This is a genomic window from Pseudomonas sp. PGPR40 (assembly GCF_022014505.1).
Taxonomy (GTDB): Bacteria; Pseudomonadota; Gammaproteobacteria; order Pseudomonadales; family Pseudomonadaceae; genus Aquipseudomonas.
Window position 1 is genome coordinate 70703 of record NZ_JAKLSP010000004.1, and the last position, 21024, is coordinate 91726.

The 21024-nt window shown below is 59.0% G+C and carries 16 protein-coding genes and 1 tRNA gene; 7 read left to right on the plus strand and 10 right to left on the minus strand.

Annotated features, from left to right (window positions below; translation table 11 throughout):
* Positions 1 to 430 precede the first annotated feature (430 nt).
* Positions 431 to 1582 (plus strand): M14 family metallopeptidase, encoded by a 1152-nt coding sequence (locus MEB48_RS05430; RefSeq protein ID WP_237882607.1) that lies wholly within the window; start codon positions 431 to 433, stop codon positions 1580 to 1582.
* Positions 1583 to 1749: 167 nt separating this feature from the next.
* Here the strand turns inward: MEB48_RS05430 and MEB48_RS05435 are convergent, their stop codons facing one another.
* Both MEB48_RS05435 and MEB48_RS05440 read right to left on the minus strand, forming a co-directional pair.
* Positions 1750 to 2295, minus strand: coding sequence for a cytochrome b (locus tag MEB48_RS05435; protein ID WP_237882609.1), 546 nt, complete (start codon positions 2293 to 2295; stop codon positions 1750 to 1752).
* Positions 2292 to 3389 carry a catalase family peroxidase gene (locus MEB48_RS05440; protein WP_237882611.1) on the minus strand — a complete coding sequence of 366 codons (1098 nt, stop codon included), beginning with the start codon at positions 3387 to 3389 and terminating at the stop codon, positions 2292 to 2294. Before MEB48_RS05440 ends, MEB48_RS05435 begins: the two co-directional genes overlap by 4 nt.
* Positions 3390 to 3553: 164 nt before the next feature.
* Between MEB48_RS05440 and MEB48_RS05445 the strand changes: the two genes are divergently transcribed.
* The 3 genes from MEB48_RS05445 (at position 3554) to MEB48_RS05455 (ending at position 6366) form a co-directional block, all read left to right on the plus strand.
* Positions 3554 to 4060, plus strand: a complete 507-nt coding sequence (locus MEB48_RS05445; protein ID WP_237882786.1) for an RNA polymerase sigma factor — start codon at positions 3554 to 3556, stop codon at positions 4058 to 4060.
* On the plus strand, positions 4057 to 4809 hold the full coding sequence (locus MEB48_RS05450; protein WP_237882613.1) for an anti-sigma factor family protein: 753 nt from the start codon (positions 4057 to 4059) through the stop codon (positions 4807 to 4809). The genes MEB48_RS05445 and MEB48_RS05450 overlap by 4 nt, the downstream gene beginning before the upstream one ends.
* A gap of 255 nt (positions 4810 to 5064) precedes the next feature.
* A complete protein-coding gene (locus MEB48_RS05455) occupies positions 5065 to 6366 on the plus strand; it encodes a protein kinase (RefSeq protein WP_237882615.1) in 1302 nt (433 codons plus the stop codon).
* Between the two features lie 131 nt (positions 6367 to 6497).
* Here the strand turns inward: MEB48_RS05455 and MEB48_RS05460 are convergent, their stop codons facing one another.
* The gene (locus MEB48_RS05460) at positions 6498 to 7202 is read right to left on the minus strand and encodes a YebC/PmpR family DNA-binding transcriptional regulator (RefSeq protein WP_095053122.1); all 705 of its coding nucleotides are present in this window, start codon (positions 7200 to 7202) and stop codon (positions 6498 to 6500) included.
* Positions 7203 to 7433: 231 nt separating this feature from the next.
* Here MEB48_RS05460 and MEB48_RS05465 point away from each other — a divergent pair, with 231 nt between their 5' ends.
* Positions 7434 to 8858, plus strand: coding sequence for a type VI secretion system Vgr family protein (locus MEB48_RS05465; RefSeq protein ID WP_237882616.1), 1425 nt, complete (start codon positions 7434 to 7436; stop codon positions 8856 to 8858).
* A 172-nt stretch (positions 8859 to 9030) separates the two neighbouring features.
* Here MEB48_RS05465 and MEB48_RS05470 read toward each other — a convergent pair whose 3' ends face one another.
* Positions 9031 to 9957, minus strand: coding sequence for a 1-aminocyclopropane-1-carboxylate deaminase/D-cysteine desulfhydrase (locus MEB48_RS05470; RefSeq protein ID WP_237882618.1), 927 nt, complete (start codon positions 9955 to 9957; stop codon positions 9031 to 9033).
* Positions 9958 to 10131: 174 nt separating this feature from the next.
* Complete coding sequence (locus tag MEB48_RS05475; protein WP_237882620.1) at positions 10132 to 12171, minus strand: oxidoreductase; 2040 nt, start codon at positions 12169 to 12171, stop codon at positions 10132 to 10134.
* A gap of 208 nt (positions 12172 to 12379) precedes the next feature.
* On the opposite strand from MEB48_RS05475, the gene MEB48_RS05480 reads away from it, so the two are divergent.
* Positions 12380 to 13510 (plus strand): carbon-nitrogen hydrolase family protein, encoded by a 1131-nt coding sequence (locus MEB48_RS05480; protein WP_237882622.1) that lies wholly within the window; start codon positions 12380 to 12382, stop codon positions 13508 to 13510.
* Positions 13511 to 13513: 3 nt separating this feature from the next.
* The gene (locus MEB48_RS05485) at positions 13514 to 14554 is read left to right on the plus strand and encodes an AraC family transcriptional regulator (protein WP_237882625.1); all 1041 of its coding nucleotides are present in this window, start codon (positions 13514 to 13516) and stop codon (positions 14552 to 14554) included.
* 346 nt (positions 14555 to 14900) lie between these two features.
* Here the strand turns inward: MEB48_RS05485 and MEB48_RS05490 are convergent, their stop codons facing one another.
* The 5 genes from MEB48_RS05490 to lon all read right to left on the minus strand — a co-directional run bounded on the left by MEB48_RS05490 (position 14901) and on the right by lon (position 20865).
* Complete coding sequence (locus MEB48_RS05490) at positions 14901 to 15740, minus strand: DUF2242 domain-containing protein (RefSeq protein ID WP_237882627.1); 840 nt, start codon at positions 15738 to 15740, stop codon at positions 14901 to 14903.
* Positions 15741 to 15942: 202 nt separating this feature from the next.
* Positions 15943 to 17814 carry a SurA N-terminal domain-containing protein gene (locus MEB48_RS05495; RefSeq protein ID WP_237882629.1) on the minus strand — a complete coding sequence of 624 codons (1872 nt, stop codon included), beginning with the start codon at positions 17812 to 17814 and terminating at the stop codon, positions 15943 to 15945.
* Positions 17815 to 17916: 102 nt separating this feature from the next.
* Positions 17917 to 17993, minus strand: a tRNA-Asp gene (locus MEB48_RS05500).
* Positions 17994 to 18046: 53 nt separating this feature from the next.
* Positions 18047 to 18319: an HU family DNA-binding protein gene (locus tag MEB48_RS05505; RefSeq protein ID WP_002552737.1), complete on the minus strand. Its 273-nt coding sequence runs from the start codon at positions 18317 to 18319 to the stop codon at positions 18047 to 18049.
* Between the two features lie 149 nt (positions 18320 to 18468).
* Positions 18469 to 20865 carry an endopeptidase La gene (gene lon, locus MEB48_RS05510; RefSeq protein WP_237882631.1) on the minus strand — a complete coding sequence of 799 codons (2397 nt, stop codon included), beginning with the start codon at positions 20863 to 20865 and terminating at the stop codon, positions 18469 to 18471.
* Between the last annotated feature and the right edge of the window lie 159 nt (positions 20866 to 21024).

A 21024-nucleotide genomic window follows, 5' to 3' on the forward strand; every position in this document is an offset into this window, starting at 1 on the left:
ACATTTGACTTGCAAATGATAATGATTATTATTGCACCAACTGGTCGCGAGATCAGTCGATGGCCCAAGGGACCTTAGGTCGGTCTCCTGGACTATCTCCTCATCAGGCTAATCACGGTTTTTGACCCGGCTTTTTGCCGGGTCTTTTTTTTGCCAGTTATTCTGGCTTTGGCTTCAGGCTAATGAAGTCTGTGGGTGCTGCAAATTCGATTGGCGCGGATGATATCAAAAGAATATCTGTTGGCAAGAGAGGCCCGGTAACATTGGGCCAAACTAACGCAAAATAGCACTTGAGAATCACTCGTACAGTCTCTAAGCTGCATCGGCGTCAAGGAGGACGCCCCCCTTTTCAACCCCGCAATTTTCCCCCGGTCTATCTCTCCCTTGCGTGTAAAGTAGCAGCCATAAAAATCATACTCAGGAACTGATTATGGCCGTGGCTAAATCTTCTTTCGACATCAGCGCAAACTTCGACAGCGGCAACATCGAAGTGCTGGACATCAGCAATCCTCTACAAGCGCTACTGGCGATCAAGCCAGACACCCGCAGCCAGCACTTCCAGTGGTTCCACTTCAAGGCCAGTGGTTTGCACGTCGGTCAAGAACATTGGTTTCGTCTGAACAACGCCAGTAAATCCTCATACAACAAAGCCTGGGATGGCTATCAGGCGGTGGCGTCCTATGACCACGTCAACTGGTTCCGGGTGCCGACCATCTTCGAAGGCGACTGCCTGCGTTTCAGCCTCGAAGCCATTGCCACTCATGCCTGGTTCGCCTATTTCGAGCCCTATAGCCGTGGCCGCCATGACTGGCTGATCGAACAGGCACTGACCAAAGCCGGCACCGAACTGCTGGCCACCGGCAAGAGCGTTGAAGGTCGCGACATCCAGTTGTTGCGTAAAGGTTCAGGTGCCGAAGGTCAACGCAAGGTCTGGATCATCGCCCAGCAACATCCCGGGGAGCACATGGCCGAATGGTTCATGGAAGGCGTGATCGAGCGCCTGGAAAAACACGACGACCCGGTGCTGAAAAAACTCCTGGCCAGCGCCGACCTGTACCTGGTGCCTAACATGAACCCGGACGGCGCCTTCCACGGTCATTTGCGCACCAACGCCATGGGCCAGGACCTGAACCGCGCCTGGCAGAACGCCAGTCAGGAACTCAGCCCGGAAGTGCTGTTCGTTCAGCAGCAGATGGAAAAGTATGGCGTCGACCTGTTCCTCGACATCCATGGCGATGAAGAAATCCCTTACGTATTTACCGCCGGTTGCGAAGGCAATCCGGGCTATACGCCGCGGATCGAAAAGCTCGAAGAACATTTCCGTAGTCATCTGAAACATCAAACCAGGGATTTCCAGACCAAACACGGCTACACCCGCGACTTGCCCGGCAAAGCCAACATGACCCTGGCCTGCAACAGCGTTGGTCAGAAGTTCGACTGCCTGTCGCTGACCCTGGAAATGCCTTTCAAGGATAATAACGACGCACCGAATGCGCTGACTGGCTGGTCCGGCAAGCGCTCAAAGCAGTTGGGCACGGATGTGCTGACGACCATTGCCGATATGGTCGATACCCTGCGCTGATTGCTCTTAAGATCAAAATATCGCAGGTTTCACCAACGCCTACCGAAGGCTGCGATCTTTTGACGCTTCACTCGACAGCAATCCGGCATGTTGGGCTGCTTCACAGCCCAACGGGGCGATGCGGCGTTCCTACAAGTCCCCTCGACACATTTTTCAGCAACCCTGACTCACCCGCGATCCTTACCCCGCAACATACTGTCCAGCACATCATCACGACGCACCCAACCGTGAAACAACGCCGCCGCCAAATGCAGCAGCACAGTCAGAAACAGCAAATACGCCAGATACCCATGCGCCTTGCGCAGGAACGCGAACACCTGCGCATTCGCTGGCAGGATCGACGGCAACTGCAGTGAACGACTGAGCATTACCGGATCGCCGGCCGCGGAAATCATCGCCCAGCCCAGCAGCGGCAAAATCAGCATCAAGGCGTACAACAAGATATGCGAAGCCTTGGCCGCGAACGCTTGCCAACCCGGCAGGTCCGCCGGCAGCGGTGGTTGCCGGGTCGAAAAACGCACGGCCAGACGCACGATCACCAGCAACAGAATCGCAACGCCCAAAGGTTTATGCAGATGGATCAGCCACTGATGGCGCTCGGACACCGAGGCAGCCATGCCCGCGCCGATAAACAGCATCGAGATGATCATCAGTGCCATCAGCCAGTGCAGCAGCCGCGCTAAGGGCGCGAAATGGTTCGGTTGAGCGCTCATTGACGAGACTCCTGTTTATTCGCAGAGGGCAACTGGCTGACTTCGCTGGTGCGACGCAGGTAGGAACGGGCGTAACCCGCAGAGCGAGCGGCAAGCAACGGGTCGTCGGAGCCTTCGATGCCGCTAGGCAATACCAGTGGGTCGTAGTTGATGTCATGGCACTCGCCGTTGAGTTGCGGCTGGGTGCTTTCGAGCACCAGCATGCCGGCGTTCAGCACTTTTCGGCCGTCGGGCCAGGCCTTGCTCGCGTCGTTGACCGGATCTTCAGGGTTCGCCAAGGTGAAGTTCAATTGCCATCGCAGCGGCCCGGCGGACAAACGCTGTACCAGATCTTTCTCGAGGAAATCACCGCCCTCGGGGGCTGTTGCACCCGCCGCGTCCTGAGCGACCGGCGCCATGCTCCAGCGCACCGCCTGCCGTTGCCCGGCCGCGTTCACCAGGTAAAACGCGTTGACGCTGTTGTAGGTTTCCGTTGCATAACTGGCCGACGGTTTGGCGGTTTTGATCCAGGCCAGAAACGGTGCGGCTTCCGGATGAGAACTGAAGAACGCCGGAACAGCCGCCGGGTTCGGTTTGCCGGTAGCCGGATCCGGCGACTGCGCTTGTTGCAACTGATAGAACGCCTCCGGTGTGCCTACCGGAAACACCGGCATGCTGTTCATCCCGGTGCGCCACTGCTGACCGTTGGCCTGGGTGAAACGCAACGCCAGGCTGCGAATCGGCACGCTGTTATCCGGCGCATAAGGATTGCCGGCCGGCAACGCGAAACGCCCGACCACCGGAGTCCGCGCTTCGCTGAACACTTGGGCACTGGAATACTCACGCATCTGGCCACTGCTCTCGAAATGCCCGATCACGCATACGCCTTTGGCGTGGTTACGACGAAACCCCGGGTGAACGCCGTTGTTTTTCTCCAGCACATTGATCAGCGTTTTCGGCGTCAGGCGCTGTGGGTCGAGTGTGCCGTTGACGTAGGCAAAAGCCCCGGCCAGCGCGGCGACCACCACGGCAATGCCGGTCAGGCGCAACGTCAGGCTCGCGGCACTCAACGGTGGCCGGCCAGGCCCCGTTGGCGGTGATGAGCGATCTACCATGAATGACTCCAGGGCCATCGGCCACAAGTGAGAAGAATCAGGCAGACGAACCGCGCCAAGGTTTATTCCATCGTCCGATGTTTATTTTTCCAAGCGTGGAATAACCTCGAATGCCGAACGTCTTCCTGAACACTTACCACAGCGTAGTGACTAGTCAGAACTTCATGAACGATATCGACGAACAACTCAGGGAAGTCATTCCAAGGCTGCGCCGCTTCGCCGCATCGCTGACGCGCAACCCCAGCAGCGCAGATGATCTGGTGCAGGCCTGTCTTGAACGAGCGCTATCGAGTTGGGGCGGCAAATGCCCCGAGGGTGACTTGCGTGCCTGGCTGTTTTCGATTCTTTATCGGCAGTTTCTAGACGCCCATCGGCGCTCCCGGCGTTATGCGCGGATGCTCGAATTCTTTACCGGACGTGACGATGCGCAGCCTTCGGCAGAACGCACGGTGATCGCCCAATCGACCCTGCAAGCCTTCGATCAGCTCAGCACCGAACAGCGCGCGCTGCTGCTCTGGGTATCGGTGGAAGGCTTGAGCTATAAGGAGGTCGCCGGGATTCTCGACATCCCCATCGGCACCGTGATGTCGCGCCTGTCCCGCGCGCGCCAGGCCTTGCGCCAGCTCAGCGACGGCGAAATCACCCGCCCTTCCCTGCGGAGACTCAAATGATCAGCATGCCTCCCAGCGAGCATGACCTGCACGCCTATGTCGATCACCAACTCAACGAGGCCGACCGACATCGGGTGGAGACTTATCTGGCCGACAACGCCGAAGTGGCCGCGCAAGTACGCGCCTGGCAGCACGATGCCCAACAATTGCGCGCTGCGTTGAGCGGCGTCTTACAGCAACCGGCCAACCCGGAACTCGACCCGGCCATGATTCGCCAGCGAGTCAAACGCCAGTCGCGCCGCCATCTGGCCAGCGCCGCGGTGTTGCTGATCGCGGTCAGCGTCGGCGGTTTGAGCGGTTGGCAGGCACGGGAAATGACCCTGGTCCGCGCCCCAATGCCGATGACCGATGCGATGCAGGCCTACCGGCTGATAGCCCAGCAAGGCATCCTGCCGGCGGATTACACAGTCAGCGATGACGGCGATATGCAGGGCTGGCTCGACCGTTATTTCAGCCAGGCCCATCGTCTGCCGAACCTGACCGCTTCCGGATACACACCCATCAGCGGGCGGCTGCTCAGTACCGAGCAAGGGCCGGCGGCAATGGTGGTTTACGAAGACCGGAGCGGGCACAAAATCAGCTTCTACGTCCGTCCACCCGGGCCGAAAAACACCCTGCTACCCCGGGGCAGTCGTAGTGACGGTGAGTTGCAGGCCGAGTACTGGTCAGGGGCCGGATACAACTATGCGATGGTCAGCCCGAGTGACACGCCTGCGGCGCAGATGCTCAAGCAGACGCTGAAGTTTTGATCATCATCGCGGTTTTTCAGGTATTGCGCGTCATCGTTCTTCGCGGGCAAGCCACGCTCCTACAAGTTCCTTCGCGAGCAAGCCCGCTCCCACATTGGATCTCCATTGTTCGCGGATTTTGTAGCCACTGCAGATCAGATGTGGGAGCGGGCTTGCTCGCGAAGGCGGCCTGACAAGCACCACACCTTTCCCGCTATCATGTCGCCCATTTTCCAGGGCCCCACGCCCTCCTCCTGATCAATAGCGAACCTGCCCATGGATACCCTCGCACAACTGCGCGCCGGCCAACTGTCGGGCATCACCCGTCTGGATCTGTCCTGCGGCCTGACCGAGTTCCCCCGGGAAATTTTCGACCTGGCGGACTCGCTGGAAGTGCTCAACCTCAGCGGCAACGCCTTGCGCAGCCTGCCGGACGACTTGCATCGCCTGACCCGTTTGCGCGTGCTGTTCTGCTCGGACAATCTGTTCACCGAACTGCCCGCCTGCCTTGGCCAGTGCACCGCGCTGACGATGATCGGCTTCAAGGCCAACGTCATCGAAAACGTGCCGGGCGCCGCCCTGCCGCCGCTGTTGCGCTGGCTGATCCTGACCGACAACCGCCTCACGGAACTGCCGACCGAACTGGGTGAACGCCCGCACCTGCAAAAACTCATGCTCGCCGGCAATCAGTTACAGCGTCTCCCCGAAAGCCTGAGTCATTGCCATCGACTCGAACTGATCCGCATCGCCGCCAATCAACTCACCGGGCTTCCCGAGTGGCTGCTCACCCTGCCGAGCCTGACCTGGCTGGCGTACGCCGGTAACCCGCTGGAAACCGAAGCCGATGCCGTCGCCCTCCAAGCTACGACGAGCATTCCCTGGTCCCAACTGAGCCTGGAGAAAAAACTCGGCGAAGGCGCGTCAGGGGTCATTCATCAGGGGTTGTGGCAACAGACGAAACAGGTAGCGGTGAAACTCTACAAAGGCGAAATGACCAGCGATGGCTCGCCGCTGCACGAAATGAACGCCTGCATCACCGCCGGTATCCACCCTAACCTGATCCGAGTCGAGGGCCGAATTGTCGATCACCCGCAGCAAACGGCCGGGCTGGTGATGCAATTGATCGATCCGAGTTACTGCAACCTTGCCGGGCTGCCGAGCCTGACGTCCTGCACCCGCGACGTCTATGCAGACGACACCCGGTTCAGCGCCGGCGTGGCGCTGCGCATCGCCGCTGGCATTGCTTCAGTGGCTGAACACTTGCACCGCCAAGGCATCACCCACGGCGACCTCTATGCTCACAACATTCTGTGGAACGAGGACGGGGATTGTCTGTTGGGCGACTTTGGCGCAGCGTCTTTCCACGCCACGTCGGACAGCCTTGAAAGCCGTGCATTGCAGCGGATTGAGGTACGGGCGTTCGGGGTACTGCTGGGGGAATTGCTGGCGCGGATCGACTCGGGACTGAGCGATGAAGGGCGTGAGGCGTTAGAGGCATTGCAGCAGCGCTGCTGTCAGCCGGAGGTGCTGGCGCGGCCGGGGTTCAGCGAGGTTGTGCAGGAATTAAAGGGACGGTGACCGCTGCGCGGTCATTCGCGAGCAAGCCCGCTCCCACATAGGATTTGTGAACGCCACAGATCGAATGTGGGAGCGGGCTTGCTCGCGAAGACGGCCTGCCAGGCAACAAAAGCCGTCAATGACACACAGACTTAACCCGCCAACCCGACAAACATGTCCTGCACGTCATCGTGGTTATCGAGGCCTTCGAGGAACGCTTCGACTTCTGCCATCTGCTCGTCGCTCAGGCCACTGACCGGGTTCTTCGGCTGGTAACCCAACTTGGCCGACAACACCGTGAAACCCTGCTCCGGCAGCGCTTTCTGCACCGCATCCAGGTCCGCAGGTTCGGTCAGGAACAGCGTCGCGCCATCTTCACCTGGTTCGAAATCCTGGGCACCGGCTTCGATCGCAGCCATTTCCGGATCGGCGTCAGGGCTATCCGGGGACGCCTCGATCATGCCGACGTGGTTGAAGTCCCAGGCCACCGAACCGGAAGCGCCCAACTGGCCCTTGCGGAACGCGACGCGGATTTCAGCGACGGTGCGGTTGATGTTGTCAGTCACGCATTCAACGATCAGCGGCACTTGATGCGGTGCGAACCCTTCATACGTCACGCGATGGTATTGCACGGTTTCGCCGAGCTGGCCGGAGCCTTTCTTGATCGCGCGTTCCAGGGTTTCGCGGGGCATCGAGGCTTTTTTCGCCTGTTCGACCACCAGACGCAGGTGTGCGTTGGTGGCGGTATCGGCACCGTTGCGCGCAGCGATGGTGATTTCCTTCACCAGTTTGCCGAAGATTTTGCCCTTGGCGTTGGCTGCCGCTTCTTTGTGTTTAACCTTCCACTGTGCGCCCATTACTCACTCTCTTGATCTGTGGCGCCGAGACATCTATTGGCCGACGCATTGCGCCAGTTTATACGGCCTAAAGATGCCAATCGACCAAAAATTCCAAGATCTTCATCCCATGACCGATCGACATTTTCACCAGTGCTTGTAGGGCGATTCTGAAAAGTTGATTTGCGGTGACGCTTCAAGGCTGTGGTTTCGTACCCTCTGAGCCCATCCTCCCTGGCAGAAGCGCGTTCGATGCACAACGACAAGGAAAGCCCCTTCACCCTGACACTCCTCGACGGCGGTTTGAGTCTGCAGGTGTTGCAGTTCAGTGGCCGTGAAGGTCTCAACCAGCCCTATCGATTCGACATCGAGGTGATCGGCCTCGCACCGTCAATGCACCTCGACCGATGGCTGCAACAACCGGCGTTCCTGCGGCTGGCAGATGACCAGGGCATTCACGGCGTGATCCACAGCGTCAGTCGCGAACATCGCGGCCCGCACCGGGTCGGCTACTCTTTGGTGCTCGCGCCCCATCTTCAACAACTTCAGCTGCATAGCTCGCGTCGGGTATTTCATCGTCTCAGCGTGCCCGCGATCGTGCGCCAGTTGCTGGAGGAGCATCAGTTGCCCGAGCACAGCTACCGCTTCGAACTGGCAAACGGGTGCTACCCGCCCCGGCCTTTTTGCATTCAGTACGATGAGAGCGATCTGGCCTTCCTGCAGCGGTTGTGTGAAGAAGAAGGCATCCACTATCACTTCGAGCATCAGCACGACGGGCATGTGCTGGTGCTCGCCGATGACAGCCTGAGTTTCCTCCAGGAGCCATTGCTGATGCCGTTCCATGACGACGCATTCAACGACTCCATCTCGCCGGTGATCAGTGAACTGTTCCAGCGCCATGACCCGGACCCCGCCCCTGCACAATGGGAGGCCAGAAACCGCGGCTCGCAGATGATCGGCGACGGAGCTGCTAACCACCCATTCGCCAGAACGGCTCCGGTGGCAACACGCCCCGCGCCCGAACAGCTTCATCACGATCAGCTCAGCCGCCGACGGCTGGAACGCCTGCGTTGCCAGCAACGGCAGATCCACGGCGAAAGTAACCAGAGCGAACTGTGCAGCGGACGGATCCTGCAAGTGGCGCAACACCCGCTCTCAAGTTTCAATGATCAGTGGCTGCTCACCGACATCCGGCACCAAGGACAGCAGCCGTCGATTCTCGCCGAGGACCAGCCCGGCATTGCCCGGCGCTACAGCAATCAGTTCACGGCCATTCCCTGGTCAACGGTCTTCAGGCCGGCGCTCAAAGAGGCCCGGCCGAGCATCCCGGGCTATCAGACTGCCCGGGTGCTGGGCTCCGTAGGGCAACCGGCGATGCTCGATGACCAAGGCCGGATACAGGTCAGGCTATGGCCGACGCTAACGTTCGAGGCAGAGGAACCCGCCGGTTTCTGGCTACCGGTAGCCCTCGCAACGCCAGACGGTCGGATCGATCCGGCCAGGCTGCCCGTGGCCGGCACCGAGGTGTTGGTCAGTTTTCTCGACAGCGACCCGGACCGGCCGGTGCTGTGTGCCGGTATGGGCCATCCCCAGCCTTCCCGGCCTGCTCCGGAGCCACGCCGCGATGGTCGTCTGCTGCTCGATTGGCTGGTCAACCGCTCGGATCTCATGCCGTGACGCCTTCGTCGATGACCGATTGCACACAGGGATGATGACAGAGGGTTCGTGAGAGGGTGGTTTAGGCAGGTCCGGCCTCTTCGCGGGCAAGCCTCGCTCCTACAGGACGCAAAATTTGGCTCGCCCGCGAAGACGGCGGCACAGTCAATATTGATATCTCTGACTGCGCCCTTCAGGTTTGTGAACTGAAACCCCGGCGGCCCTGCAAGCCGCCGGTGTGGATGAAGATCAGCCGCGTGCCCCGGGCAAATCTTCCCGCCTCGACTTGCTGCTTGAGCGCCATCAGCGCTTTACCGGTGTATAGCGGTTCGAGCGGAATGCCACTGGCCTGCTCGGTCTGCTCGATGAATTCGAGTAACAACGGCTCGATTTTGGCAAAACCGCCACGGCTGGCATCGAACAGCTCATAAGCCGGGCCCTGTAAACCCGCCTCGCGGACAATCGATTCGACCTGCTGCGCCACGCCATGATCGTCAGGCACCGCCAACGCGCCATACACCGGATGTTCGCCCGCCTCGGCCAGAACCAGACCGGCCAAAGTGGTGCCCGTTCCGCAGGCCAGCCACCAGCCGTCGTAGTGGCTCCAGCCCAGACTGCTCAACTTTTCGCGGGCCTGAGTCACTAATTGCCGACAACCTTTCGCCCCAAGCAAGCCGCCGCCACCTTCCGGCACTGGATGTAGCTCGGGGTATTGCTCCCGCCATGGCGCCCAGAAGCCGGGTTCGTGCCGTGCTCGATAGCCTCCATAACCCAACCAATGCAAGTGCATGCCGAACGCCTCCAAGTCCTTCACCGTCGGCGTTTCTTGCCGATGCCCGCGCAGCAGGCCAACCGTCGTGAAACCGAAGCGTTTGCCCGCTGCAGCCAGTGCATGAAGATGATTGGAATGAGCGCCACCCAGGCTGATGATGCCTCGGGCGCCATTCTGATCGGCAGCTTTCAGGTGTTCGACGAGTTTGAACCACTTGTTGCCACTGATCAGCGGGTCGATCTGGTCCAGACGCAGGATCGCGACGTCGATGCCGGCAGTGGTGAGCCAGTCGAGGTGAAGAGGTTCGAGAGGGGCTTGGGGTAGCCAGTCCGTTAGTGGGGAAAGCATTGATGCCGACTCGGGGTAAAGAGCCGGTATCTTAGCAGCAGACAGAACGCCTTCGCGGGCAAGCCTCGCTCCTACAGGGTTTCGAGTTAAAGCACCATTGGGTGAGCAACCTGAAACTTGTAGGAGCGAGGCTTGCCCGCGAAGGCCATTGGCAAGCTAAGCCTGCCTACACCATTACAACTGAGCCGCCAACCGCGACCCCTGATTGATCGCGCGCTTGGCATCCAGCTCCGCTGCCACGTCCGCCCCGCCGACCAGGTGCACATTCTGCCCGGCCGCGACCAGACCGTCCTGCAACTCACGCAATGGATCCTGCCCGGCGCAGATCACGATGTTATCCACCGGCAGCACCTGCGGTTCGCCGCCTTCGCCAATGCGGATGTGCAGGCCTTCGTCGTCGATCTTCAGGTACTCGACGCTGTTGAGCATCTGCACCTGCTTGTTTTTCAGACCGGTGCGGTGAATCCAGCCAGTGGTCTTGCCCAGGCCGTCGCCGACCTTGGATGTCTTGCGTTGCAGCAGGAACACCTCACGGGCCGGCGCCTGCGGCTCAGCCTTGATACCTGCAACACCGCCGCGCGCTTCGAGATGTGTATCGATGCCCCACTCCTTCCAGAATGCTTCGCGGTCCTGACTGGTGGCCACGCCCTGGTGAACGAGGAATTCCGACACGTCGAAACCAATACCACCGGCACCGATCACCGCGACGCGCTTGCCCACCGGTTTGCGCTCAAGGATCACGTCCAGGTAGCTCAACACCTTGGCATTTTCAACGCCGGGAATTGCCGGGGTTCTTGGCGCGATACCGGTGGCCAGAATGATTTCGTCGTAACCGCCCTCAACCAGTTTCGCCACATCGACGCGGGTGTTCAGGCATACCTCGACGCGGGTGGTCTGCAGTTTTCGGTTGAAATAACGCAGGGTTTCGAAGAATTCTTCCTTGCCCGGTACACGCTTGGCGATGTTGAACTGGCCGCCGATTTCACTGGCCGAATCGAACAACGTCACCTGATGGCCACGTTCGGCGGCTACGGTCGCGGCCGACAAACCTGCAGGACCGGCACCGACCACGGCGATTTTCTTGATCTGCTGCACCGGCAGGTAATTGAGTTCGGTTTCATGGCAGGCCCGCGGGTTCACCAGGCAACTAGTCAATTTGCCGCCAAAGGTATGATCCAGGCACGCCTGGTTGCAACCGATGCAGGTGTTGATTTCATCGCTACGACCAGCCGCAGCCTTGTTGACGAAATCCGGGTCGGCGAGGAACGGCCGCGCCATGGACACCATGTCGGCATCGCCTTCGGCCAGGATCTGTTCGGCGACTTCCGGGGTATTGATGCGGTTGGTGGTGATCAGCGGAATGCCTACCTCCCCACGCAGCTTGGCCGTGACTTTGCTGAACGCCGCACGGGGCACTTTGGTGGCGATGGTCGGAATACGCGCTTCGTGCCAGCCGATGCCGGTGTTAATGATCGTCGCACCCGCCTGCTCGATGGCCTTGGCCAACTGCACGATTTCTTCCCAAGTGCTGCCGCCTTCCACCAGATCGAGCATCGACAAGCGGAAGATAATGATGAAGTTCGGGCCGACCGCTTCGCGCACCCGGCGCACGATCTCCACCGGCAGGCGCATGCGGTTTTCGTAAGCGCCGCCCCAGCGGTCGGTGCGATGGTTGGTGTGGGCTACGAGGAACTGGTTAATGAAATACCCTTCGGAGCCCATGATCTCGACGCCGTCGTACTCGGCTTTTTGCGCAAGCGTCGAGCAGGTGACGAAATCGCTGATCTGCTTCTCGATGCCTTCCTCGTCCAGCTCTTTAGGCTTGAACGGATTGATCGGCGCCTGAATCGCGCTCGGTGCCACCTGTTTCGGGCTGTAGGCATAACGCCCGGCATGGAGAATCTGCATGCAGATCTTGCCGCCCGCCTCGTGCACCGCACGGGTGACGATGAGGTGCTTGAGCGCTTCTTCCTCGGTGGTCAGTTTGGCCGCGCCAGAGTAAACCCCGCCCTCATCGTTCGGGCCGATACCGCCGGTGACCATCAGACCAACGCCGCCACGGGCACGCTCAGCAAAGTAGGCGGCCATGCGCTCGAAACCGCCGGGCTTTTCCTCGAGGCCCGTGTGCATCGAGCCCATCAGGGTGCGGTTGCGCAACGTGGTAAAACCCAGGTCCAGCGGGGCCAACAGGTGCGGGTAATGAGCGGCGGCCATCGGTAACTCCACAACGAGCGATCACGGAAAAAATGCAGGAGCTCTTCGGCCCCGTCAGTCATGTTCGACAGACTAAGAGTCGCACTGCCGTCACTCAATGACCGTAACTGACAACTTATTGATCCAAATGCGCAGCGCCCCTTGGCAAGCGAGGACGTGAGCCCTACCCTAGTCGCGAACCCTGCACGCGGCCGTTGACTGTTTCCTCATGCGCAAACTTTTGTACTTGATCCTCTCCATGGCGTTGATCGCCGCCCTCACGACCTACGCGATATGGGCCACGGATCGTCCGGTGGGTCATTACCTGTCGGACCTGCGCATCAGTCTCGCGGTTGATCAAGGCATCCCCGCCGACCGCGGCAATCTGCTAGGCATCCAGCCCGAGCTGTTCCCCACCGACTATCAAAGCCCCGAACGCCTGCATCGCAAGCTCGCGGCTTACTTGCAGAAGGCTCAGGATCAGGGCCTGCTGAATGAAAAGACCATCGTCGTATTGCCTGAACATATCGGTACCTGGCTGATGATCAGTGGCGAAAAAGACGAGTTGTACCAGGCCACTACGCTCAAGGAAGCCATGAACTGGCTGGCGGTGAGCAACCCCTTGCAGTTCATCCGCGCCCTGATCAGCGCCGAGGGCGGCAACCGTCTCGACGACGCGCACTTGCGGATGAAAGCCAAGAAAATGGCCAAGAGTTACCAAGCGCTGTTCGGCGGCCTGGCGAAAGAATTCCAGATCACTCTGGTGGCGGGTTCCATCGTGTTGCCCGAGCCGAGTGTCAGCGACGGCACCCTGAAGATTGGCTACGGCGCGCTGTACAACAGCAGCGTAGTGTTCGGTCGCGACGGCTTGCCGATCGGCCAGCCCCAGCGGCAAATGCACCCGACTTTCGCTGGACGCGACACTGTAGAAGCCAATTCCGAGCATACGATCAACGTCGTCGATACACCGGCCGGACGGCTGGGCGTGCTGATCGGCAGCGACAGTTGGTACCCCGACAACTATCGCAAACTCGACGATCAAGGCGCGCAACTGGTGGCGGTCCCGGCATTCGTCGTCGGGCGAGGGGCCTGGGATCAACCGTGGCGCGGCTATAAAGGCCAGTCCACCCCGAGCTCTGTGAGCCTCAAGGCTGGCGAACTCAGTGAGGGTCAGGCCTGGCATCGGCTGACGCTGATTGCCCAACCGACCGGCAGCCAGACCATCGCCGGCATGAGCGTGTTTCTGCGCGGTCAATTCTGGGACAAGGGCAGCGCCGGTCAAAGCTTCCTCAGCAGCAACGGGCAACATTTCGCCGACGGCGATGCCCGGGGCGCGCGTTTGCTGAATCTCTGGCTGTAAGCGATGAAACCGCAGCCGATGCGCCTCGGAGATTTGTCGGTGGGCTTCGTCCATAGCCTGGCCGACGCCGTGCGCAGCCATGGCCTGGACCCACAACCGTTGCTCGAACAGTACGGCCTCGACGCCGCGCGACTGGCCGAGGCCGGCGCCCGTCTCTCGATCCCGCGCTACATGCGCCTGGGTCACGGCGCCATTCAACTGACCGACGACCCGGCACTGGGTTTGCGCATGGGCCAGCTCAGTCGCCTGAGCCAGGCCGGCCTGGCCGGAGTCACCGCCGCCCAGGCCCCCACCGTGCGGGAAGCGGCGCGCTGCCTGATTCGCTTCGAAGCACTGTACGGCTCCAACTATCGCGGCCAGTCGAGCTTTCACGAAGATGCCCAAGGCGCTTGGCTACGTTTCTATTCCATCAGCCCCTACAACGCCTACAACCGCTTCGTGGTGGATTCGATCATCGCCGGCTGGTTGCAGCAATTGTCCAGCATAAGCTCTGCCCCGCTACGCGCCGAACGGATCGAAATCGAATTCCAGGCGCCGGATTACCGCGAGGCATACGCCGTGCTGGGGGATTGTCCGATTCAGTTTGGCGCCGAACAGAATCAACTGCGCCTGAGCCTGGACAGCCTCGCCCAGCGCAATCCGCAGCACTGCCCGAGCACCTGGCGGCACCTGCTGCAACTGTGTGAACGGGAACTGGAGCAACTGACACGCACCCGCAGCCTGCGTGAACGTATCACTCAGTTACTGGGGCCGTTGCTCAATGGTGGTCGGGAACCCGACCTGGAAGAAGTGGCGGCACGCTTGAAACTACCGACCTGGACCTTGCGTCGCAAACTCGCGGAGGAAGGCACGCAATTTCGTGCAATTCTCAACGACACGCGCCGCGACCTTGCCATGACCTACATCCGCGATACCGAACTGGCGTTCGGCGAAATCGCCTACCTGCTGGGGTTTGCCTCCGCCGAAGCCTTTCAACGGGCCTTCAAACGCTGGAACGGCCAGACTCCCGGCGAGTTTCGCCGCAGTCATCGCCAATCCGCGTAAGGTTTACAACTCGGTTGCGTCTTCGGCCGGTTCCAGCGGGTCCAATTCAAACGCCTGATACTCGAGCAGTTCTTCTTGATAATCGTCCATTATTAAACCCCCATCGCTTGTTGAAAAAATCGTCTGAATAAATGACCAGTGCCCTGAGCATAAAATGCCCGCATGAAAGAAAAATGACACTGGCACGACACTACGTCGCTACTGAATAAACGTAGCAGGTGGTCAGGAATTTATCACAGGATTTTTTCGATACGAGCTGTCGGAATATGGCTCGGTTTGATGTGGGTCAATCTTGGAAGATGTTACGGAATCGGAGTTGTCTGACCCGATCCGTAACATAAGCCTATTACTGGCCGGAGACAGGCATGGCCGAAATTGGCTCAGTCGGTGCTGGCATTGCGCTGGAGTCCGACAGAGGAGTGACCGTTTCCGTGGACGAAGTTGGCTCGGAGTTCTCGGCTGGGGTAATCGGTGCCGTTTCAGCGGGTGGCACAACAGGCTCCGAAGCGGCTGGAGCAGGTTCGACTACCGGCGCTGGAGCAGGAGCAGGTTCTGCCGCCGGGACCGGGTTTGGCGCCAACTCAGCCGGCGCAGCCTTGGTCTCAGGCACACCCAGGTCGGTTTTCGGCTTCTCGGGGATGTGCGCAGCCTTCTTCGCTTCCGGCGGCAGGAACAACTCGACCAGGGCAAAGAAACGTTCGTAGAACTTGGCTGAAGATACGGTTTCGCTGGCAACCTTGACCATCGAGTCGTCGGACGAACCGATCGGCATCGATACCGAGCCCAACACACCGACACCGAGGCTGGCGGAGTTGTTGGTCTTTTTCAGCGCATAACGGTCCTGCAAGGCGTTGGCGAACATCGTCGCGTGATGCCCTTCGCTGCCGTCATCGGCACAGACCACGTTGAAGCTGATCTCCATGTGGGTCTCGCCGGTCTGCTGGAAACTTTTATGCCCACTGACCAGTTTCGAATCGGCGCTGGTGATGATGTAACCCTGGCTGAGCAAAGCCCGACGGGCGGCCTCGCAGGTCTGCGCATCGGTCACCGGGTAGTTGCGCGAAAACGTTCCGGAGTCGTCGAAGTTCTCATGCTCATAGATGGCGGCTTTCTTCGACGAACAACCGGCAGCGGCGGCCAGCACCAAGGCCAGCCCGACAACACGCATGGGAATTGATCTAAACATTGAACATCCTGAGGAAAACGGTTCGGGGCGTATTGTGCAACAGATCGATGCTTAGCGGAGCATCGATTAAGTCTTAAAACGGTTACATGTTTGTTGAGCCGGGTTCTAAGGAGAAGTCACACAAACACATTGCGTAGGCTTAAAAAAAAAACCCCAGCCTTTCGGCCGGGGTCTTTTGTGTCGCGCAGTACTCAGCAAGGCATCAGAAACGCTTGATGTCTGCTTCGCTTTCCAGCTGTTTGCGGTAGGCCGCAAAGTCTTGCTGGCCAATGCGCGAGGCGAGGTAGCGACGGTATTGAACCTTCTCTTCTTCGGTCGGCGCCGCGGCTTCGTTCACGCCGTCCAGACGCACGATCACCAGGCTACCATCGGCCAGGGTCACGCTGCTGAAGGTCGGCTTGTCTTTGGAGACTGGCTTGGGCATGCGGAACAACGCTTGCAGCACAGTTGGGTCGACCCCTTCCTGAGCACGAGTCGCCGCTTGAGTCACCTTCCAGTTCTGGCCATCGATCGCCTTGTCCAGTGCAGTCTTGCCATCGCGCAGACTGACGATCAGTTGATCAGCCTTGGTCTTGGCGGCAGCACTGGCATGCTCCTTGGTCAGCTGCGCACGAATGCTGGCAGCCACGCTTTCCAGCGGCAGTTGCGCAGGCTTGCGGTGTTCCTTGGCGCGCAGCACGATCACGGTTTCCGGGTCCAGCTCGATGGCGGTGCTGTTGGCACCCTCATCCAGCACTTCAGGACTGAACGCAGCGGTTACCACGGCACGGTTGGCCGCAACACCTTCGCCACCTTCCCGGCCGAATGGCGCGGAGGTCTGGACGGTCAGCTTCAGGTCCTGTGCTGGCTGGGCCAGATCGGAGGCTTCGAACGACGAGTCTTCCAATTGCTTGGTCGCCTCGACGAAACGCTGCTCGACCTGCTGGGTTTTCAGCTCGCGGGTCAGCTTGTCTTTCAGGCTGGCGAACGTTGGCACTTCAGGGGCTTCAACGCCCAGCAGCTTGATCAGGTGGAAACCGAAGTCCGTGCGAACCGGCTCCGATACCTGATCCTTGGCCAACGAATACAGGGCTTTTTCAAACGCTGGATCGTAGACGCCTGGACCTGCAAAACCGAGGTCACCGCCGTTGTTCGCCGAACCTGGGTCCTGGGAGAATTCCTTGGCCAGAGCCTCGAACTTCTCACCTTTGGCCAGACGCGCCTGCACTTCTTCGATTTTGGCCTTGGCTTGCGCCTCGGTCACCTTATCGTTCACTTCGATCAGAATATGCGCAGCCCGGCGTTGCTCGGACAGATTTGCGGTTTCTTTCTGATACGCCGCTTGCAGGTCTTCGTCCTTGACGCTGACCTGATCAAAGAAGGACGCCTTCTTCAATTCGAGGTAGTCGATGACCACCTGATCCGGCGTCATGAATTCCTTGGCGTGCTCGTCGTAGTAGGCCTTGACCTCATCGTCGGTCAGTTTCACCGCCGCAGGATCTGCCTTGACGTTCAGGGTAGCGAAATCGCGGGTTTGTTTTTCCAGACGGGCAAAGGCCAGAACCTGTGCATCGGTGACAAAGCCGCTACCGGCCAGGCCAGCGCGCAGCTGACCGATCAGCATTTCCTGAGCCAGCATCTGGCGGAATTGCAGACGGCTGTAGCCGAGTTGACGGATCACCTGATCGAAGCGATCGGCGCTGAACTTGCCATCCACCTGGAATTCAGGTGTTTGCAGGATCACCTGATCCAAAGCCGCTTCGGAGAAAGCGAATTTCGATTTTTCTGCGCCTTGCAGCAGCAGTTTGCGATCGATCAGGCCTTTGAGGGCCGATTCGCGCAGCATTTTTTCGTCGAGCAAGGAAGCATCGAAATCCTTGCCCAGCTGTTGCATGAGCTGACGGCGTTGCATATCGACCGCCTGATTCAGCTCGTTTTGACTGATTTCTTCACCATTGACCTTGGCCGCATCCTGGCTGTTGGTCGTCGCCTGGAAAATGGCCTCGATACCGGTGAAAGCCATCAATACAACGATGATCCCGATAATGGTCTTGGCAATCCAGCCTTGTGAATTGTCCCTGATATTCTGCAGCATGCGTCCCCCAGAAACGGTTGAACTTCAAAATTAGGCAACCGTGGAGCGTGGGTAGAATCCGGATAGAAGAAAGGCGCATCCGAGGATGCGCCTTCTCGTAACTGGCGGAGCGGACGGGACTCGAACCCGCGACCCCCGGCGTGACAGGCCGGTATTCTAACCGACTGAACTACCGCTCCGCTGCCAAATCAGGAATGACCCCGACCCGGATAGGCAAAAACCTGAATCGAACTTAGTTGACAGCTTCTTTCAGTGCTTTACCAGCTTTGAAACCTGGTTTTTTGGCGGCGGCGATTTCCAGCGTCTTACCGGTCTGTGGGTTGCGACCGATGCGAGCTGGACGATCGGTCACGGAGAAGGTACCGAAACCAACCAGAACAACAGAGTCGCCAGCCTTCAGAGCGCCAGTGACGGATTCGATTACAGCGTCCAGCGCACGGCCAGCAGCAGCTTTCGGGATATCAGCGGATGCAGCGATAGCATCAATCAGTTCCGACTTGTTCACTCTAAGTCCCCTTATATCTATTTGAGTTTGATTCTAAGTTTTTTGGTGAAAGCAAAAAAACGAGTGCTGAATGGCCTACAGACACTTAAGAGCCGCTTTATAACAAGGGCTCTAAAAAACTGTCAACAAGCCCCCCAGGCAAATGCGTACTAATGCGTGCTAATTCTTTCCTTAGAGTCAGACTCGCGTTTTTCATCCTTTGCAACGATCTCCGGAACCACATCCGGCAAGGGCTCCGGCGCGTATTGCAGCGCAATTTGCAGGACCTCGTCAATCCATTTAACGGGTTTAATCTGTAGATCTTGCTTGATATTGTCCGGAATTTCCTTCAGATCGCGTACGTTCTCTTCAGGAATGATCACCGTCTTGATTCCGCCACGGTGAGCAGCCAACAGTTTTTCCTTCAGGCCACCGATCGCCAGCACCTGACCACGCAAGGTAATTTCGCCCGTCATGGCGACGTCTGCTCGCACAGGAATGCCCGTCAATGCCGATACCAGGGCCGTGCACATGCCTACACCGGCGCTAGGGCCATCCTTCGGCGTCGCCCCTTCAGGCATGTGGATATGCGTGTCGCGCTTCTCGTGGAAGTCCAGGGGAATCCCCAGGCTCTTCGCGCGACTGCGGACAACGGTCAGGGCTGCGGTGATCGATTCGACCATCACGTCACCCAAGGACCCTGTCTTGATCAACTGGCCTTTACCCGGTACGACTGCGGCTTCGATGGTCAGCAATTCGCCGCCCACCTGGGTCCACGCCAAGCCAGTTACCTGGCCGATCTGATCCTGCGACTCAGCCAGACCATAGCGGAATTTACGCACACCCAGGAAGTGCTCGAGCATGTCGGCAGTGACCTTCACCGAGAAGCGTTTTTCCATTGCATGCTCTTTGACTGCCTTGCGGCAAACCTTGGCAATCTGGCGCTCCAGCCCACGTACACCGGCTTCACGGGTGTAATAGCGGATGATGTCGCGGATCGCTTCGGCGTCGAATTCCAGCTCGCCTTTCTTCAGACCGTTGGCGGCAATCTGCTTCGGCGAAAGGTATTTGACGGCAATGTTGATCTTCTCGTCTTCGGTGTAACCCGGCAGACGAATCACTTCCATCCGGTCCAAAAGTGCCGGCGGAATATTCATGGAGTTGGAGGTGCACAGGAACATCACATCGGACAGGTCGTAATCGACTTCCAGATAGTGATCGTTGAAGTTGTGGTTCTGCTCGGGATCGAGCACTTCCAGCAACGCCGACGCCGGATCGCCACGCATGTCGCTGCCCATTTTGTCGATTTCATCGAGCAGGAACAGCGGATTGCGGACGCCCACTTTCGTCATCTTTTGAATCAATCTTCCTGGCATCGAACCGATATAAGTCCGGCGATGACCACGAATTTCCGCCTCATCGCGCACGCCACCGAGGGCCATGCGCACGAATTTGCGGTTGGTGGCGTGAGCGATCGACTCCGCCAGAGAGGTTTTACCCACCCCAGGAGGACCGACCAGGCACAGCACCGGACCACGAATCTTCTTCACGCGCTTCTGTACAGCGAGGTATTCGAGGATCCGCTCTTTGACTTCTTCCAGGCCATAGTGGTCGGCATCAAGAATGTCTTCGGCACGGGCCAGGTCCAGACGCACCTTGCTCTGAGCTTTCCACGGCACTTGAACCAGCCAGTCGATGTACGAACGCACCACCGTCGCTTCCGCAGACATTGGCGACATTTGCTTGAGCTTGCTCAGTTCTGCCTGAGCCTTGGCCAACGCGTCTTTCGGCAGACCGGCGGCATCGATGCGCTTTTTCAGCTCTTCGATTTCGTTGTGGCCTTCATCGCTGTCGCCCAGTTCTTTCTGAATGGCCTTCATCTGCTCATTCAGGTAGTACTCGCGCTGGCTGCGCTCCATTTGCTTTTTAACGCGGCCACGAATGCGCTTTTCGACTTGCAGCAGATCGATCTCGGCATCCAGCAACGCCAGAACGTGCTCGACCCGGGCCGACAAATCGATGATTTCGAGGATTTCCTGCTTCTGCTCGATCTTCAGGGCCATGTGCGCGGCCATGGTGTCTACCAGGCGGCCTGGCTCGTCGATGCTGTTAAGCGACGACAGGACTTCAGCAGGGACTTTCTTGCCCAGCTGCACATATTGTTCGAACTGAGCCAGCAGGCTGCGGACAAACACTTCCGACTCGCGCTCAGGCGCGTCGGCTTCGTCGATCAGCGAAACTTCGGCGCGGCAGTGGCCGTCGACTTCGCTGAAGCGCTCCACGGCGCCCCGCTGCTCGCCCTCGACAAGAACCTTGACCGTGCCGTCAGGCAGCTTGAGCAGCTGCAGAACGGTAGCGATGGTGCCTACGCGATAAAGTGCTTCTTCACCGGGATCGTCGTCAGCAGGATTTCGCTGAGCCAGCAGAAGGATCTGCTTGTCGCCCGTCATCGCTGCCTCGAGGGCTTCGATGGATTTCTCGCGCCCCACGAACAGCGGGATAACCATGTGCGGATAAACCACGACATCACGCAATGGCAGGAGAGGCAATTCGATGGTTGTCTTCATGATTTCGCCTCTACGGCGGCCATAAGGCCGTAAACAGATGGAAGTAAGCTTGAAACCAAGATGGGGGCTGTTTTGGAAAAAAACAAGCTGATAAAAGTACCAGTTAAACGATTGCTGCTTGCGATGGCCTGAGTACAAGGGAAAACAGGCAGCCTTCGC